Source organism: Ruixingdingia sedimenti (assembly GCF_031432425.1).
In the GTDB taxonomy this organism is placed as follows: Bacteria; Pseudomonadota; Alphaproteobacteria; order Rhodobacterales; family Rhodobacteraceae; genus Ruixingdingia; species Ruixingdingia sedimenti.
This window is the reverse complement of the sequence record NZ_JAVKPH010000002.1, coordinates 40,251-57,855: the sequence shown is the minus strand read 5'-3', so window position 1 is coordinate 57,855 and position 17,605 is coordinate 40,251. Positions and strand designations below refer to the sequence as shown.

At 63.2% G+C, this 17,605-nt stretch carries 15 protein-coding genes and 2 pseudogenes; 15 read left to right on the top strand and 2 right to left on the bottom strand.

Annotation, left to right across the window (positions count from 1 at the left end; all coding sequences use genetic code 11):
- Positions 1-18: 18 nt before the first annotated feature.
- The gene (locus RGD00_RS02375) at positions 19-627 is read right to left on the bottom strand and encodes an SDR family NAD(P)-dependent oxidoreductase (RefSeq protein ID WP_310455594.1); all 609 of its coding nucleotides are present in this window, start codon (positions 625-627) and stop codon (positions 19-21) included.
- On the opposite strand from RGD00_RS02375, the gene RGD00_RS02370 reads away from it, so the two are divergent.
- Together RGD00_RS02370 and RGD00_RS02365 are read left to right on the top strand one after the other, a co-directional pair.
- Positions 626-1,018: an AAA family ATPase gene (locus RGD00_RS02370; RefSeq protein ID WP_310455593.1), complete on the top strand. Its 393-nt coding sequence runs from the start codon at positions 626-628 to the stop codon at positions 1,016-1,018. The genes RGD00_RS02375 and RGD00_RS02370 overlap by 2 nt on opposite strands.
- Positions 1,019-1,052: 34 nt before the next feature.
- A pseudogene (locus RGD00_RS02365) lies at positions 1,053-1,756 on the top strand (IS3 family transposase); the annotation flags it as partial.
- A 700-nt stretch (positions 1,757-2,456) separates the two neighbouring features.
- Here the strand turns inward: RGD00_RS02365 and RGD00_RS02360 are convergent.
- On the bottom strand, positions 2,457-3,218 hold the full coding sequence (locus RGD00_RS02360; RefSeq protein ID WP_310455592.1) for a phage major capsid protein: 762 nt from the start codon (positions 3,216-3,218) through the stop codon (positions 2,457-2,459).
- Between the two features lie 634 nt (positions 3,219-3,852).
- Here RGD00_RS02360 and RGD00_RS02355 point away from each other — a divergent pair.
- The 13 genes and pseudogenes from RGD00_RS02355 (at position 3,853) to trxA (ending at position 17,583) form a co-directional block, all read left to right on the top strand.
- On the top strand, positions 3,853-4,599 hold the full coding sequence (locus tag RGD00_RS02355; protein ID WP_310455591.1) for a helix-turn-helix domain-containing protein: 747 nt from the start codon (positions 3,853-3,855) through the stop codon (positions 4,597-4,599).
- 256 nt (positions 4,600-4,855) lie between these two features.
- Positions 4,856-4,981, top strand: a complete 126-nt coding sequence (locus RGD00_RS02350; protein WP_310455590.1) for a hypothetical protein — start codon at positions 4,856-4,858, stop codon at positions 4,979-4,981.
- Positions 4,982-5,068: 87 nt separating this feature from the next.
- Positions 5,069-5,524 (top strand): DUF2924 domain-containing protein, encoded by a 456-nt coding sequence (locus RGD00_RS02345; RefSeq protein ID WP_310455589.1) that lies wholly within the window; start codon positions 5,069-5,071, stop codon positions 5,522-5,524.
- Entirely contained in the window at positions 5,521-6,846 is a 1,326-nt protein-coding gene (locus RGD00_RS02340) for a recombinase family protein (protein ID WP_310455588.1), read from the top strand. Before RGD00_RS02345 ends, RGD00_RS02340 begins: the two co-directional genes overlap by 4 nt.
- Positions 6,843-7,229, top strand: a complete 387-nt coding sequence (locus RGD00_RS02335) for a hypothetical protein (RefSeq protein WP_310455587.1) — start codon at positions 6,843-6,845, stop codon at positions 7,227-7,229. The genes RGD00_RS02340 and RGD00_RS02335 overlap by 4 nt, the downstream gene beginning before the upstream one ends.
- A gap of 82 nt (positions 7,230-7,311) precedes the next feature.
- Positions 7,312-7,902, top strand: a complete 591-nt coding sequence (locus RGD00_RS02330; protein WP_168783733.1) for a restriction endonuclease subunit S domain-containing protein — start codon at positions 7,312-7,314, stop codon at positions 7,900-7,902.
- Positions 7,902-9,419, top strand: coding sequence for a type I restriction-modification system subunit M (locus tag RGD00_RS02325; RefSeq protein WP_310455585.1), 1,518 nt, complete (start codon positions 7,902-7,904; stop codon positions 9,417-9,419). Before RGD00_RS02330 ends, RGD00_RS02325 begins: the two co-directional genes overlap by 1 nt.
- Positions 9,412-10,572, top strand: a complete 1,161-nt coding sequence (locus RGD00_RS02320; protein ID WP_310455584.1) for a restriction endonuclease subunit S — start codon at positions 9,412-9,414, stop codon at positions 10,570-10,572. The genes RGD00_RS02325 and RGD00_RS02320 overlap by 8 nt, the downstream gene beginning before the upstream one ends.
- Entirely contained in the window at positions 10,565-11,296 is a 732-nt protein-coding gene (locus RGD00_RS02315) for a DUF3800 domain-containing protein (RefSeq protein WP_310455583.1), read from the top strand. The genes RGD00_RS02320 and RGD00_RS02315 overlap by 8 nt, the downstream gene beginning before the upstream one ends.
- A gap of 142 nt (positions 11,297-11,438) precedes the next feature.
- Complete coding sequence (locus tag RGD00_RS02310; RefSeq protein WP_310455582.1) at positions 11,439-14,654, top strand: type I restriction endonuclease subunit R; 3,216 nt, start codon at positions 11,439-11,441, stop codon at positions 14,652-14,654.
- Positions 14,651-15,367: a M48 family metallopeptidase gene (locus RGD00_RS02305; protein WP_310455581.1), complete on the top strand. Its 717-nt coding sequence runs from the start codon at positions 14,651-14,653 to the stop codon at positions 15,365-15,367. The genes RGD00_RS02310 and RGD00_RS02305 overlap by 4 nt, the downstream gene beginning before the upstream one ends.
- A gap of 524 nt (positions 15,368-15,891) precedes the next feature.
- Positions 15,892-16,661, top strand: a protein-coding gene (locus tag RGD00_RS02300; RefSeq protein ID WP_310455579.1) for an IS5 family transposase whose coding sequence is annotated in 2 segments (ribosomal slippage) — positions 15,892-16,228 and positions 16,228-16,661 — 771 coding nt in all. Because the reading frame shifts where the segments join, the coding sequence is not laid out codon by codon here.
- 58 nt (positions 16,662-16,719) lie between these two features.
- A pseudogene (gene trxA, locus RGD00_RS02295) lies at positions 16,720-17,583 on the top strand (thioredoxin).
- The last annotated feature ends 22 nt before the right edge of the window (positions 17,584-17,605 follow it).

Here is a 17,605-nt window from a genome sequence, read left to right as displayed (position 1 = left end):
GTGACGAGTGCCGGAACATCAGCAGACCCGCGCCTGTTCCCGCAGCACGGCATAATCGCTGAGCATCTCCGCTATCGCAGAGCCTTTCGGCACCCGGATATTATGGCGACCGTATTCCATGGCCGCGTTCTTGGTCAGACCGTTCACCCCGTGTTTTGCAGCGACATAGGCAATGGTGTTCGGCTGAGGCCGGAAGCCCGAGACCGACGAAATGTTGACGATCGACCCGCCGCTGCCCTGAGCCACCATCTGCGCCAGCTCATGCTTCATGCACAACGCCGTCCCCTTGAGGTCGACCGACATCAGCCGGTCCCAGTAGGCTTCGTCGAACTCTGCGGCGGGGGCGTTATCGGGCCTGAGCGCAGCATTGTTGCCGGTCTTGTCCAGCGCCAGCATGTCGATGCGGCCGGCGCTTTCCAGATGCTGCCCGCCCTTGATGAGGATGCCCGACCGCGCTGCCCGCCCGATGCCGGCGACGACGGAGACCGGCGTCGAGATCACCAGGGTGCCCGGACAGGCCACCACCAGAAGGGTCAGCGCGAGGCGAATATCCTGCGTCACCGCCCAAGCACCCAGCGCCAGCACCATGATGCCGGGCGTATACCATTGGGCGAAACGCTCGATCATGCGCTGGCTGTTTGAGCGTGGTCTCAACGAAGACGACATTGCCGAGTTGCAGGAGCTCTATCTGAGCCTCGCCAAGCGGACAGAGATCGCCCTCCGGGACTTCGAGAAGGGCATCCTGGTTGCACCGGGCGACGTCGGCGTCGGCATCTCCCAGATGGTCCCGGTGGTCGTCGCCTCGTTGCGCAAGCAGGACGGCGTTCTTGGGATCGAGCAGCCGGAACTCCATGTTCATCCCGCCATCCAGGTCGGCATGGGCGACCTGTTCATCAAGGCTGCGAATGGCGACCAGGACAGGCTTTCGTCTGGAAAGACTCTGATCATCGAGACGCACAGCGAGCACATCATGCTTCGCCTTCTTCTGGCCTGCCCCCTGAAAAGTGGTCCTCCCTGAAGTAGGCTATTTGGCCGTTAGAGAGGACGTTGGAATGCCCCAGAAGAAGCACAAGCCCGAAGAGATCGTCGCGAAGCTGCGCCAGGTTGATGTTCTGTTGTCACAAGGCCGGTCAGTTGGCGAAGCGGTTCGTTCGATCGGCGTGACACAGTTCACGTATTACCGATGGCGCAAGGAGTTCGGCGGCCTGAAGGGCGATCAGGTGAAGCGCCTGAAAGAGCTTGAGAAAGAGAACGACCGGTTGCGCAAGGCGGTGTCGGACCTGACGCTCGAGAAGCTGATCCTGAAGGAGGCTGCCTCGGGAAACTATTGAGCCCCGCTCGCCGCCGTCGCTGCGTCGATCATGTCATGGCGAAGTTCTCCGTCTCGGAGCGCTTTGCCTGCAAGGTTCTCGGCCAGCACCGTTCGACCCACCGCAAAAAGCCCAAAGGCCGGCCGGATGAAGAGGCATTGACCGCCGACATCATCCGCCTGGCCTCACGCTACGGCCGCTATGGCTATCGCCGGATCACGGCAATGCTGCGATCCGAAGGCTGGACGGTGAATGCCAAGCGTGTCGAGCGCATCTGGCGGCGGGAGGGGCTGAAGGTTCCCCAGAAGCAACCGAAGAGAGGACGTCTCTGGCTGAATGACGGATCATGCGTTCGGCTTCGGCCGGAGCACCCCAACCATGTCTGGTCCTATGACTTCGTCGAGGGCCGGACCCACGATGGCAGGAAGTTCCGCATGCTCAACATCCGGAGGGAGCCAACCTGATACCGAACTCTCTCCGTGCGAAGCAGCGTAGTGGCAGGCGCTCAAGCGAACTGCTGCGCAATCATTTTTCGAAGGCTTTCGCGCGTCGTCAGCTCTGGAAGGGTATCGCTGCGCCGCCATCGCCGGTCCCGGCAGGTTCTCAAGGGCGCCCTCGAATCCCCGACCGAGGCTCCTTGAGGTCCATCGTCCGTCCCGCGCGCTTTTGGTCTTCCTGAGCGGGGTGCCAAAATGTAGGCACGTCCCATCGCATTGACATGGCGGCAATTTTTTTAAGCGCCGTGGTGGAGCCCGGCAAGATGAATTCGACGTTTTCCCTCCTTCTGGTCTTCTTGGCCCGGCTCTTCATGCCCCGACACAACGCGCAGATGAGGCTCCTCAAGGCCCAGATCCATATTCTGCGGGCCCGCATCCCGGCGCAAAGGTTGATCCTGTCGCCCGCGGAGAAATCCGAACTTCTGCGTATCGGGGCAGAGTTCGGACACGATATCGACGGGCTCATGGAGGTGGCGAAGCCCGCGACCTACAAGCGCTGGCTTGCCCAGACGCGCAGCGGGCGCCCCTTCAAACCCGTGGGCAGGCCGCGCTTGACCCAGGAGCTGCGCGACGTCGTCATCCGCATCGGGTCCGAAAACCTGCTCTGGGGCTACAAGCGGATCGCCGGGGAATTGAAGAAGCTGGGACTTTATGCCGGGGCCAACTCGGTGAAGCGCATCCTCAATGAGGCGGGGAACAGCGCCGTGCCGTCGGCCATCGCCGGGTTGGCGGTGATGATGCCCCAGACCACGTCGGATTCCAGCTGGGCGATGGAGTTGCCATACATCGCCGGGATGCGGGTGAAGGCATCGAGATCGTCGTTGATCAGCACTTGCCGGGTGATCGCGACGACCCGGCCATAGGTCTTGACCTTGTAGCTCTCCTTGCTCTCGCCGAGCGTCCCGCGCTTGAACTCGCCGCTTTCGCCGACCTCCAGCAGTTGCGGCGCTTCACCCAGCTGGACGCGGTGCATGGACTTGAAGTCGGTCGCCAGCACCTGGCGGCAGAAGAGCGCGAAGGTGCGGGGATAGGCGTCATAGGCCTGCCGCAGGGTCTTGTTGGTGACGGCCGACAGGATCTCGGGGAAGTCGGAGGTCGAATGCAGCGCCCGCGTCGCCACCTCGTCGCGCGAGAGGCCGCGCGTGTTCACCCCCGCATTGCCGAGGCTTTCGCGGGCCAGTTCCAGGAGCGTCATGCCGCGATACTGGCGCGCGGCGTCCTCGAGCTGGAACAGCGTCGGGCTGTAGCGGTGCAGCAGGGCATTCGCCACCGCATCGCGGCGGGTGATGCGTTCGTCGCGCCCGCCGAGCGGGATCGACACCTGGCCGAAGGTCCGGGTTTCGTCCGACTTCGCGGCGACCTGATCGAGGATCAGGCGGCGGGCCTCGTCGACGCCGACACCGCGCTTCACCAAATCCTCTGCAAAGCTGCGCTCGAGGTTCAGTCGTCCGGCCAGATCGTAGATGGTGGAGACGCGGTCGCGCTCGGCCTCGCGGGCGCGGGTCGCGATAGCTTCGCTGTCCGCAAGCGCGACGGATCGAGGAGATGGTTATACGCACCTCTTGAAACGCGAGGATTCGTCGTCCGTCTCGATGGCCTAGCAGTAAGCGGCGATGGGAATGCCGGTTTGGCCGCCTGTCACGGCCTATGCGCCGGTGCGGAAATGTGCAGTCGGCCCGAATCATGTCTTTTCGGCCCGCGTTCCCCGACCTGGGCAGTACCTGCCGGCCGGAAGGGGCGGATTCTCCGGCTCGGCTCACCGCCGGTCACCGCCGGTCACCGCCTATGCGCCGCCGATGACCCCGTGCTGCGATTGCGGTGTCACAGCAGGAGGTCCCGGATGACACCCATACAATCGCGGTCAAACAAGAGAATGCGCTGGTCTCTGCACGCAGGAGGCTGCCGACAGGTCCGGAGAGCGCCCATGAGGGATCAGCTCGGGCGCGCGCATCCTCCTCATCACGGCACGGACGGAAAGCGCTTCGCTCTCGGCAGCCGGTCCGACATGCGTGCGAGGATCAACTGAGATGCGCCGAAATTCTTACATGAACTTCCATGCCGCGCGCTGGGCGGCTGGCGTTGGCGGGCTCGGCACCCCTGGCAGATCAATCCTGCTGACCTTGGCACACATGTCCGATAATCACGGTGTGTGCTTTCCCAACTGGCATACGCTGGCGGTTCAGTCGCAGTGTTCGAAAAGAACTATTGCACGCCATCTCACGGTTTTTGAGGAACGCAATCTTGTCGTCCGTCAAGCTCGCTTTGCCAAGCACCATGGCCGGATCAGCTCTTTCTATATTCTGATCGGTTGGCCGGGCCGGGATCTCATCCCACCGACCGGGCACCCAAAACATGGGATGGCGATCCTGGAGACGCCAAGTACGCGCTTCCTGTACGAGGACCAGCAGTCGGGATGGCATGGGGATGGTGCCACAGCGGCAGTGCGAAAGAATAACAATTTGATTTTAGACTCTACTACCGCTGCAGAGATTGCTCTGTCTCTGGAGCGTTGCCTGGACGCCCTTGGCCCTTGGGCGAATGACGAAAACCGCAGAATGCTCTCAGGTGATGTGGAGGGTTTGTCCGCGTTGCTTGAGCACTTCGACCTTGAGCAACATGTCCTGCCCGTCCTGGCAGCGAAAAGCAGTCATGGAACGAAGGCACCGCCTCTTCGAGTTTGGGGGTACTTTCGGGAGGCGATCGGAAATCTTGCGCTGAAGCTGGAGCGCGGCAGATCCTGCAGGAATTCTTCAAGGCGCGGTGGGGCGACACACGGGCAGGAGCGTCCGTGATGCGCAGCTCTTTCCTCAGGCTCTGGGTTCTCGGCGGTCTTTCCGAGCGGGAGGATGTCAACGGGTCCTTCCGGCTGCGCACCGCATACGGGGGGCTACGGCCCGGTAAGACGCTAGTGACAAAAGATAATTCTGGGTTCGCGGCTTTGGGTGCGCGGTGCCGCGCACCCAAGGGTTGGTTGTTTCGACCGTGTGATATCTATGGGACGAATTCCGATCACTTGCAGTGCTTCGTCTTTTCCAACGCGGAGGCGGCATGACCATGAAGCTTGCCGGTCCCAATCCTCTTTCGCCGTTCCAAATGACCCCGGGCGAGCGGCGTGCCGAGCTCTGCGCGATTCTTGCAGTTGGTCTCCTGCGGCTCAAGATTCGGAAAAGGTGAATATAAACAATGGAATATGGAGATCACTCGACTACACAATCCCGCCGGATCATGCCGTCATGCAACTCCAACTCACCGGAGAAATGCATGAACAAGCCCGATCCCATCCCCGCGCGCCTGGCCGCGCTGAAGACCACGCCGACGCCAGATTTGAAAGCGCAATGGCGCGAGTTGTTCGACAGCGAGCCGCCGCCGTTCAATCGCCGCTACCTTGAATCCCGGCTGGCCTACCGCATTCAGGAACTCAGCCTTGGCGGGTTGAAACCGGAGACGATCCGGCGGCTGGAACGGCTGGGCGAGGAACTGGATGGCGGCGACCGATTGAGGCGCAGCATCCGCGCCGACCGCAACCGCCCGATCACCGGCACGCGGCTGCTGCGCGAGTGGCAGGGCGTCGAACAGATCGTCACCGTCACCGCCGACGGATTCGAATGGCAGGGGCGGCCCTACAAGTCGCTGTCGGCCATTGCCCGCGCCATCACTGGCACGCGCTGGAACGGCTGGGTGTTCTTCGGGCTCAAGAACCACAGGGGGCGGAGATGACCAAGCCCATGGAAAAATCGAAACCCGTCCGCAAGCTGCGCTGTGCCGTCTACACCCGGAAATCGTCTGAGGAAGGGTTGGAGCAGGAGTTCAACAGCCTCCACGCCCAGCGCGAGGCATGCGAAGCCTACATCGCCAGTCAGCGGTCGGAAGGGTGGGTGCTGGTCCGCGATCAGTATGACGACGGCGGTATCTCGGGCGGCACGCTGGAACGGCCCGGCCTGAAGCGGCTGCTGGAGGACATCGAGGACGGGCTGGTCGACGTGGTGGTGGTCTACAAGATCGACCGTCTCAGCCGCTCGCTCGCGGACTTCGCCAAGCTGGTGGAGGTGTTCGACCGGAACGGGGTGACCTTCGTCTCCGTCACCCAGTCGTTCAACACGACCACCTCCATGGGCCGACTGACGCTGAACATCCTGCTGTCCTTCGCCCAATTCGAACGCGAGGTGACCGCCGAGCGCATCCGCGACAAGGTCGCTGCCAGCCGGAAGAAGGGCATGTGGATGGGTGGGGTGCCTCCCTACGGCTACCGTGTCGAGAACCGGAAACTGGTGGTCGACGAAGAAACCGCCGCGCATGTGCACTGGATCTTCGCCCGCTTCCTCGAGATCGGCTCCTGCACGGAACTGGCGCGAGAGGTCGGCGGACGCGGCATCCGGACGCCGCGCGGCAACCGGATCGACAAGAAATACCTCTACCGGATGTTGAACAACCGCGCCTACATCGGGGAAGCGGTCCACAAGGGCGACAGCTACCCCGGCGAGCACGACGCCATCATCGACCGCGAGACGTGGGACCGCGTTCACGCTATCCTCCAGGAGAGCCCCCGCATGAGGGCCGCCCGCACCCGCGCCGAGACGCCTGCGCTGCTGAAGGGGCTGCTGTTCGGTCCCGATGGTGCCGCGTTTTCGCCGACCCATACGCGCAAAGGCGACAGGCTCTACCGCTACTACGTCAGCCAGACAGTGCTGAAGCACGGTGCCGGGTCATGCCCCGTGGGCCGCGTGCCAGCAGGGGAGATCGAGGCCACGGTCATCGACCAACTCCGTGCCGTTTTTCGCCAGCCCGAGATCGTGGCGGGGACCTTGAAGGCGGCGCGTGCCCACGCCGACGGCATCAGTGAGGTCGACGCCCGCGCGGCATTGCAGCAGCTCGACCCGTTGTGGGAGGAACTGTTCCCTGCTGAACAGGCGCGCATCGTGGCGCTGCTGATCGAGCGCGTGGAGATCGGCACGGACGGGCTGAACGTCCGGCTCCGCATCGACGGCCTCGGTGACCTCGCGCGGGAGATGCTGGCCGGAGATGTGGGCGCAGCAGCATGACCCGCGGCGCGCCGATCCCCGACACCGTGACGCTCCACGTCCCGTTCCGCGTCGTGAAGCGCGGCGGGCGGAAGGAGATGCAGTTGCCCGAGGGCGCCACGCAATCGCAGCGGACTGACAGCACGCTGGTCAAGGCGCTGGCCCGTGCGTTCCGATGGAAGCGGATGCTCGAGTCGGGCGAATACGCCACCATCGCCGAACTGGCCGAACGAGAGGGCATCGCGCCCTCCTACATGACCCGCGTCCTGCGGCTCACGCTGCTCGCGCCTGACATCATCGACGCGATCCTGGACGGGAAGCAGGGGCCGGAGGTGACGCTCGCGCAGGTGCTGGAGCCGTTCCCGCTCACATGGCAGCATCAGGCGCTGCATTTTTCTCTGTAGGGTGAAAACTGCAATTTGAAGGATTGACTCTAGGGGCGGGTTCTCCTAGATCTCTGTAAATCGCCTTACAGAGGTTTCTTTCATGCGGCTCGCGGAGCTCTCGGACATTCACTCCGGCTACACGGCGCGCGGCAGGCTCGATCCGCTGTCGGAGGGTGGCGTGCCGGCGCTTCAGCTGCGTGACGTCGGAACGAACGGCGAAGCGCCAGGACCAGACTTCCAGAGGTACGACCTGGCCAAGCTGTCCGACCGATACTTCGTCCGCGGCGGCGAGGTCGTCTTTCGATCGCGTGGCGAGCCGAACGCCGCGGCGGCCATTCCCGCTTCGCTGCCGGAGCCCGTCGTGGTCATCGTTCCGCTGGTGATCGTTCGCCCTGACAGGGCCCGCGTTCTCCCAGAATACCTCGCTTGGGCCATCAACCAGCCCGACGCGCAGCGCAGGCTCGGCGCGGAAGCGCAGGGCACAAGCCTCAGGATGATCCCGATGGGGGTCCTCGAGAACCTCGAGATTGCCGTGCCTGACCTGCCCACGCAGAAACGTATCGTTGAACTCGATGCCCTCGCCCGGCAGGAGGGACAACTGCTCCGTCAACTCGCCGCTCGCCGCGAAGAACTCGTAAGCGCCATTCTCGGCGAGGCCGCAAAGGCCGCCGACCAGAAGGAAATTGCCTGATGACCGATCAGATTACGCAACAGCAGATCAACCAGACCGCCTGGGCGGCCTGCGACACCTTCCGGGGCGCCGTCGATGCCGGCCAGTATAAGGACTACATCCTCGTGATGTTGTTCCTGAAGTACATTTCGGACCTCTGGAACGACCATCTCGAGACCTACCGCAAGCAGTATGGCGACGACGTGGCCCGCATTCGCCGCCGCCTCGAGCGCGAGCGCTTCATCCTGCCAGAGGGCGCCAGCTTCTACGACCTCTACGCCCAGCGGAACGAGGCCAATATCGGCGAGCTGATCAACATCGCGCTGGAGAAGATCGAGGACGCGAACCGGGCCAAGCTCGAGGGCGTCTTCCGCAACATCGACTTCAACTCCGAGGCCAACCTCGGCCGCCCGAAGGATCGCAACCGCCGCCTGAAGAATCTTCTCGAGGACTTCGCCAAGCCTGCGCTCGACCTGCGCCCGTCGCGGGTGACCGAGGACATCATCGGCGAGTGCTACATCTACCTGATCTCGCGTTTCGCCTCGGACGCCGGAAAGAAGGCGGGCGAGTTCTACACGCCCACCGCCGTGTCGCGGCTGCTGGCCAAACTCGCAGCCCCGCAGCCCGGCAGCACGATCTGCGACCCGGCATGCGGCTCCGGCTCGCTGCTGATCCAGGCCTCGCAGGAGGTCGGGTCCGAGAACTTCGCCCTCTACGGGCAGGAGGTGAACGGGGCAACCTGGGCGCTGGCCCGGATGAACATGTTCCTGCACGCCAAGGACGCCGCACGTATCGAATGGTGCGACACGCTCAACAGCCCGGCGCTGGTCGAGGGCGACCACCTGATGCGGTTCGACGTGGTGCTCGCCAATCCGCCGTTCTCGCTCGACAAGTGGGGCGCGGAGGATGCCGACAGCGACCAGTACAAGCGCTTCTGGCGCGGCGTGCCACCCAAGTCAAAGGGCGATTATGCCTTCATCACTCACATGATCGAGATCGCCAAGCGCCAGTCCGGCCGCGTGGCGGTGATCGTGCCCCACGGCGTGCTGTTCCGGGGCGGGGCCGAGGGGCGCATCCGGCAGCAGCTGATCGAGGAGAACCTGCTCGACGCGGTCGTGGGATTGCCCGCCAACCTGTTCACCACCACGGGTATTCCGGTCGCCATCCTGATCTTCGATCGCTCGCGCGAGGAAGGCGGCGCGAACGCGGACCGGCGCGACGTGCTGTTCATCGATGCCAGCAAGGAGTTCACGCCGGGCAAAACCCAGAACGTGATGGACGACGCACATGTGGCGAAGGTGCTAGAGACCTACAGCACCCGCGCCGAGGTCGAGCGGTATTCGCACCGGGCCAGCCCCGAGGAGATCGCCCAGAACGGCTTCAACCTCAATATCCCCCGCTACGTCGACACCTTCGAGCCCGAGGAGGAGATCGACGTGGCTGCCGTGCAGAAGGATATCCTGCGGATCGAGGCCGAGCTGGCCGAGGTTCGGGCGAAGATGGCTGGGTATCTGAAGGAGCTCGGCGTTGATGCTTGAAGGTTGGCGTCATACCGAATTGGGCGAGCACATCGACTTGCTCACAGGCCACCCATTCAAGAGCGCTGAATATTCGCAGGATAGCGATGGCATCAGGCTCCTGCGTGGGGACAACGTTATTCAAGGCGTCATCCGTTGGGACGACGCTCGCCGCTGGCCGCGAGACAAGGTCGATGGTCTCGAACGATATCAACTTGCCGAAGGTGACGTCGTCGTTGCGCTGGATCGAACATGGGTGAAGGCAGGACTGAAGGCCGCGGCAATCACGCGTGGGGACTTGCCCTGTATGTTGGTTCAGCGAGTTGCTCGTATTCGAGCAGCTGACACCCTCGACCAACGGTTTCTCGCGGCGATCATTCAGTCGCACCGTTTCGTCGAGATGGTGAAGTCTTCCAAGACAGAGACGGCGGTTCCGCACATCAGCCCAAACGACATTCGCGAATTCGTCATTGACCTCCCCCCGCTCCCCGAACAGCGCAAGATCGCCGAGATCCTGCGGACCTGGGACGAGGCGCTCGAAAAGCTCACCGCCCTCCGCGCGGCGAAGGCGCGGCGGCTGGCTGGGGTGGGCCGAGCCCTTCTTGCCCGGGCGGCGGATGATCCAGCGACGGTGACGAAACCGCTCGCCACCCTGACGCGCATCGTCAAGGGTCAGCAATTGAACAAGCTCGACATTTCGGATGGCGACTACCCCGTCTGGAATGGCGGCATCACCCCTTCAGGTTTTCATAACGAATGGAATACCGAAGGCGGCACGATTACCATAAGCGAGGGCGGAAACTCCTGCGGGTTTGTAAATCTTGCCCATCAGCCATTTTGGCTCGGCGGCCATTGCTACGCACTTCAAGGCCTTTCGCCGATAGTCGAACGGGATTTTCTGTTTCATACGCTGAAATCTCGCGAGCCTGAGATCATGCGCCTTCGCGTTGGGTCCGGGCTCCCGAATATTCAACGCGCTGACCTTGAACGTCTAACGGTGGTGGTGCCGCCCCGTGACCTTCAAGAAAAGATCGCCAGTGCCCTCACCGCGGGCAACGCTGAAATCGCTCTTCTCGGTGATGAGATCGAAGCCCTAACCCGCCAGAAACGCGGCCTGATGCAGAAGCTGCTGACGGGCGAGTGGCGGGTCAAGCCGGAGGCACCGGTTGCCTGACTTCTCGGACTTCATCGTCTATGCCGACGAGAGCGGCGATCACGGGATGGTCAGCATCGACCCGCAATATCCCGTCTTCGCGCTGACCTTCTGCGTCATGCGCAAGGACGAATACGTCAGCGCCATCGTGCCCGCCATGCAGCGGTTCAAGTTCGGCATCTGGGGCCACGACTCGGTCGTCCTGCACGAACATGAAATCCGCAAGAGCCTCGGCCCCTTCGGCCTGCTTCGCACCGACCGGGCGCTGCGCACCCGCTTCTTCGACGAACTGAACGCGCTGATGGACGCGGCCCCGATGAAGATCTTTGCCTCGGTCATCGACAAGGAGAAGCACCGCGCGAAATACGCGAACCCCTGGAACCCCTACGAGATCGCCCTGCATTTCTGCATGGAGCGGCTGCAGGCGATGATGAACCGCTTCGAGCAGCACGGGAAGACGGTGCATGTCGTGTTCGAGAGCCGGGGCGCCAAGGAAGATGCCGAGCTTGAACTGGAGTTCCGCCGCATCGCCAGCAACCAGAGCCATTGGGGCTACCGCCGGCACGACTTCAGCCGCTTCGACTTCCAGCCGGTTTTCATCCCGAAGGCCGCGAACGCCTCGGGTCTGCAGCTGGCCGACCTGACGGCCCGGCCCATCGCGCTGTCGCGGCTGCGCCCGGGCCAGCCGAACCGCGCGTTCGAGATCATCGAGCCCAAGCTGGGAGGGCTCAAATGCTTCCCCTAAGCGCTTGTCAGACAGGAAAAAACAAAGGGGCCCCGGAAGCTCCAGGACCCCTTTGTCGACCGGGAAATGCCCAATCCTTTGATCCGTATATAGCCACAGAGCCCCTTAACTGCAAGTTAATCTGGGCCGGGGAGCGCGCCCCATGACCTTCAATGCCGCCGAGAAACACCAGTCCCAGGTGCCAGCACTGCAGCTGCTGGTGGCGCTCGGGTTCACTCCGCTCTCACAGGAGGAAGCCCTGCGCCTGCGCGGCGGGCGCCTGCGGAACGTGGTGCTGGACGATATCCTCGCCGAGCAACTCATGCGCATCAACCGCTTCACGCATCGCGGCCGTGAATACGGTTTCGACCTCGAAGACGCGCACGAGGCGATGCGAAGGCTCAAGCCCACGCCCGATCGGCTGAAGGGGCTGCGCGGCACGAACCAGGACATCTACGACACGCTCGTCCTCGGCACGACCATCACGAAGTCCATCGACGGCGACTCGAAGAGCTACTCGTTTCGCTACATCGATTGGGATCGGCCGGAGAACAACGTCTTCCATGTCACTGCCGAGTTCTCGGTCGAGAGGACAGCGTCGAGCCAGACCAAGCGTTGTGACATCGTCGCGTTCGTGAACGGCATCCCGATCCTGGTGATCGAGAACAAGCGGCCGACCGAAAGCCTGAAGAAGGCGGACAGCCAGCTGATCGGCTACCAGAACGAGGACAACATCCCGCAGCTCTTCCACTTCGCCCAGCTGCTGATCGGCATGAACCGGAACGAGGCGCGCTATGCTACTGTCGGGACGCCGAGGAAGTTCTGGCAGACCTGGCGCGACGAGGAAGACACTGACGAGGCCATCGCGCCCTTTGCGAACCGCGTTCTCACCGGGGCGGAGAAGGACGCCATATTCTCCGGAGACTTCGCAGGTGCACGTGCATACTTCGACGCGATGGCCGCCGAAGGCGACCGCGCGGTCACGGTTCAGGACCGGACAGTCTACGCGCTATGCCGCCCCGAGCGGCTTCTCGATCTCATCCGTCGCTTCACGGTGTTCGATGGCGGTGTCCGCAAGGTCGCGCGCCATCAGCAGTTCTTCGGGATCCGGCGCGCGGTCGAGACGGTCAAACAGCATGATGTCGGCGGCGCCCGCAAGGGCGGCGTGATCTGGCACACGCAGGGTTCAGGGAAGTCACTGACCATGGTGATGCTGGGGCGCTCGCTCGCTCTCGAGCGCAGCATCGAGAACTCGCGGATCATCATCGTCACGGACCGCGACGATCTCGACAAGCAGATCAAGGACACCTTCAAGTCCTGCGACCTCGAGCCGGTCCGCGCGACGAGCGGGGCTCACCTTCTGGAGCTCGTCCAGAACAAGGCTCCGCTGGTCACCACAATCATCAACAAGTTCGACACGGCGCTGAAGAACAGCAAGCTGATGGACGAGGACCCGAACGTCTTCGTGCTGGTCGACGAGAGCCACAGGACGCAGACGGGTCGCTACGGCGGCCACAGCCAGTTCGCCGCCAAGATGCGACGCCTCCTGCCCAAGGCCTGCTACCTCGGCTTCACTGGCACGCCCCTGCTGAAGAAGGAGAAGAACACGCTTTCGACCTTCGGGCGGCTGATCCACCGCTACGCCATCGACGAGGCGGTCGCCGACGGCGCCGTCGTGCCGCTGCTCTACGAGGGACGGCTTGTCGAGCAGCAGGTCTCGGGCACCGTGATCGACCGCTGGTTCGACAAAATCAGCGAGGGCTTGACTGACAGCCAGAAGGCCGACCTCAAGCGCAAGTTCTCCCGGATGGATGCGCTGTCGAAGACCGACCAGGCGATCCGAGCCAAGGCGTTCGACATCTCCGAGCACTATCGCCAGCACTGGCAGGGGACCGGCTTCAAGGCGCAGCTCGTTGCCCCCTCGAAGGCCGCGGCCGTCCGCTTCAAGGAGGTTCTCGACGAGATCGGCCACGTCTCGAGCGCGATCGTTATCTCGCCGCCGGACGAGAACGAGGGCAACGAGGAGGTCGACCAGGAGTCCAAGGACCTCGTGCGCCGCTTCTGGTCGCAGATGATGGCGCGGTACAAGACCGAAGAGGAGTACAACCGCCAGATCATCGATGCCTTCAAAGGCTCCGGCGATCCGGAGATTCTAATCGTCGTTTCCAAGCTCCTCACCGGCTTCGACGCGCCCCGGAACACGGTGCTTTACGTCTGCAAATCCCTGAAGGAACACAATCTCCTGCAGGCGATTGCGCGGGTGAACCGGCTCTACGAGGACGGCGGAACGGAGAAGCAGTTCGGCTTCATCGTCGATTACGAGGGGCTACTCGGCGAGCTCGACAGCGCCCTTACAACGTACAGCGCCTTTGAGGGTTACGAGGCGGCCGACCTCGCCGGGACGGTGCATGACATCCGCGAGGAGATCCGCAAGCTGCCCCAGCTGCACGACCAGCTCTGGGACCTCTTCAAGCCGGTGCGGAACAAGAAGGACATGGAGCAGTACGAGCAGCATCTTGCCGACGAGTCGCTTCGCCATGAATTCTACGCGCGCCTCAAGGCATTCAGCCGGTGCCTGCACATCTCGCTCTCGTCCGACAAGCTGTTCGATGTCTTCGACGAGACCAAGGTCGATGCCCTGAAACGCGACTGGAAACAGTTCTCCGAACTCAAGCGCTCGGTCCAGCTCCGCTACCAGGAGACGGTCGATGTCCGCGAGTTCGAGCCGAAGATCCAGAAGCTGCTCGATGACCATGTCGTGGCGATGCCTGCCGAGACCATCATCGAGGTGGTGAACATCAACGATCCTGATGCGCTGAAGGCGGTCGTCGAGGAGACGGGCGTCTCCGAAGCCTCGAGGGCGGACCGCATCGCCAGCGCCACCCGGCGGGCAATCACCGAGAAGATGGATGAGGACCCGACGTTCTACAAACAGTTCTCCGAGCTGCTCGAAGAGACCATTCGCGCCTATCGCGAGAAGCGGCTCTCCGAGCGCGAGTACCTGAACAGCGTCGTGGACCTCGCGAGCAAGGTGGCACGCAAGGATCGGGGCCGGGATGTTCCCGAAAGCATCCGGGGCGATGAGGATGCACAGGCGTTCTTCGGCGTCCTGGAAGGTCAGCTCAAGATCAAGGACGATGAGCCGGTGGCCGGCGACGAAGCAGCATCCATCGCCCTGGAGATCATCGACATCATCAAGTCCCACCTGATCGTCGACATCTGGTCGAACGAAGTGGCCCAGAACAAACTGCGCAATGCCATCGATGACTACTTCTTCGATGTTCTGCGTGACGAGAGGGGCGTCGACCTGCCCGTGGAGGTGCTCGACGACCTCGAACTCAAGATCATGGATCTTGCTCGGGCCCGGTTCGCGGCATGACGCGGGAACTGCACTGCCTGCAGTACGGCGAGCAGGAGATCCGGTACGAGATCGTCCGCCGTCCGAGGAAGACGCTAGAGATCGCTGTCGAGCCGGATGCTTCGGTGGTGATCGCGGCCCCGGAGGACGCGACGCTCGACGCCATAGAAGCAAAGCTGCGGAAGCGCGCGGCATGGGTGACGCGGCAGCAGCGGTACTTCGCCCAGTTCCTTCCAAGAACACCGGAGCGCAGGTTTGTCGCCGGTGAGACGCATCTCTACCTCGGGCGCCAGTACCGGCTGAAGGTAGTCCCGCATGTCCAGGAAAGCGTGAAGCTGATCCGCGGCTTCATCGTCGTGCAGACACACCGGCCGACCAGACCGGAGGTGACGCGCGAACTGGTCGAGGCATGGTACCGGGATCGGGCACACATCAAGTTTCCGGAGCGGATCGAACTCTGTCTCGGTCTCTTCCCCGATCCCGAGGCATTCCGGCCGATGGGGCTCATCGTGCGTCAGACCCGGCAGAGGTGGGGATCCATGTCTCCGGCAGGACGCCTGCTGCTGAACCGCCGCCTCGTGCAGGCGCCGGTCGATGCCATCGACTATGTGATCACCCACGAACTCTGCCACGTGGCCGAACCCCATCACGGGGCAGCCTTCTTCGATCTCCTCGACAAGGTGATGCCCGACTGGGAGCGCCGGAAGCAGAGACTGGAACGGGCCATGGCCTGAGAACTTCCGAACCCGGTCGCGGCAGCCCCAAACGCGACTCCAATCCAAGCAATTTCAATGGCTTGGATTTCGCCAATATCTACAGGGGCTTATGAGAAATTCACCAAAATGGCGCAGTCATCAGGTCCGGAGAATATCAGCCCCGAGAGACCGCTTCGGGGCCTCGCGACGGCAGGGCCAGTGCTCAGCCCCTCCCGCATAACCCTCGAAAACAACGGAAAAATCCGGCCGGAGCCGGATCGGGAGAACGCTTTCGCGAGGGCAAGTGGCGGAGGGGATGGGCCTGACGTCGAACCTTCTCCACCCTAAGTCATTGATTTTAAATGACGCGCCTCAGTCCACAGCCGAGCTTCACTCAGCGGCTGGCATAGTTTGCTACGCCCACAACGCTGAACGACAAGAGCCGCGATGCTCTCATAAGCTGTTGTCGATCGCCCGAGCTCGCGGCTAGGGTCAGGACCCATTGATCTGCTTGAGGCTGCCGTTGCTGCGTGATTCAAGGCCCCGAACTGACGGGGGTGACGATGAGCAATCTTTACTGGCTGACGGACGAGCAGATGGAGCGGCTGAGGCCGTTTTTCCCGAAGAGCCATGGCAAGCCCAGGGTTGATGATCGGCGGGTTCTGAGCGGGATAATCTTCATCAATCGCAATGGCTTGCGATGGTGCGATGCGCCTCGGGAGTATGGACCGCCCAAGACCCTCTACAACCGCTGGAAGCGGTGGGGCGACATGGGGGTGTTTGCCCGGATGATGGAGGGTCTGGCCGCCGAAGGCACCGAGCACAAGACCATCATGATCGATGCGACCTACCTGAAGGCGCACCGCACGGCTTCGAGCCTGCGGGCGAAAAAGGGGGGCCCGACGACCAGCGCGGGCGTCTGATCGGGCGCACGAAGGGTGGCTTGAACACCAAGCTGCACGCCGTCACGGACGCCAAGGGTCGTCCGCTGAAGTTCTTCATGACCGCAGGACAGGTCAGCGACTATACCGGTGCCGCCGCCCTGCTGGGCAGTCTGCCAGCCGCCGACTGGATGATCGCAGACCGGGGTTATGACGCCGATTGGTTCCGGGATGCGTTGAAAGACAAGGGGATACGCCCCTGCATCCCCGGCCGGAAGTCGCGCGGCAAAGCCGTCCGTTACGACAAGCGGCGCTATCGCCGCCGCAACCGGATCGAGATCATGTTCGGCCGGTTGAAGGACTGGCGCAGGGTCGCCACCCGTTACGACAGGTGCGCCAAGACCTTCCTCTCCGCCGTCGCCCTCGCCGCAACCGTCATGTTCTGGCTTTGACAATCAATGAGTCTAGAGCCTAGGACTTGGCGAACCCACCGCAGCCCCCGCTGGCGACCTGATCAAGGACGGCACCGAGGCGACGTTCATGGCCGACGTGGTCGAAGCCAGCCGCGACGTGCCGGTGATCGTGGATTTCTGGGCCACGTGGTGCGGCCCGTGCAAACAGCTTGGCCCGGCGCTGGAGGCCGCGGTGACCGCCGCCAAGGGCAAGGTGCGCATGGTCAAGATTGACGTCGATCGCAACCAGGCCATCGCGGCGCAGATGCGCATCCAGTCGATCCCGACGGTCTACGCCTTCTTCCAGGGCCAGCCGGTCGATGGCTTCCAGGGTGCGCTGCCGGCCTCCGAGGTGAAGAAGTTCGTCGACAAACTGGCGGCCATGGCCGGCGACGGTGGGCTGGCCGATGCCCTCGCCGCGGCCGAAGAGATGCTGGAGCAGGGCGCGCTGGCCGATGCCTCGGAAACCTTTGCCGCCATCCTCGGCGAAGAGCCGGAGAACGCTGCTGCCTATGCGGGCCTCGTGCGCTGCCATCTGGCGGCCGGCAATCTGGATCAGGCCGAGGCCTTCGCCACTGCCGCGCCCGCTGCGGTCGCCAAGTCCAAGGAGCTTTAGGCAGCCAAGGCGCAGATCGAACTGGCCCGGCAGGCGGCCAACGCCGGCCCCGAGGCCGAGTTGCGCGCGGCGGTCGACGCCGACCCCGCCAACCATCAGGCCCGCTTCGACCTTGCCGTGGCGCTGAACGCGGCCGGCAAGACCGAAGAGGCCGTGGATCAGCTGCTGGAACTGTTCCGGCGGGACCGCGAATGGAACGACGGCGCGGCCAAGGCGCAGCTGATGACCATCTTCGAGGCGCTGAAGCCGCAGGATCCCATCGTCCTGAAAGGCCGTCGCCGCCTGTCGTCGATGATCTTTGCCTGATCGTCCGGGCGGACTAGATTAC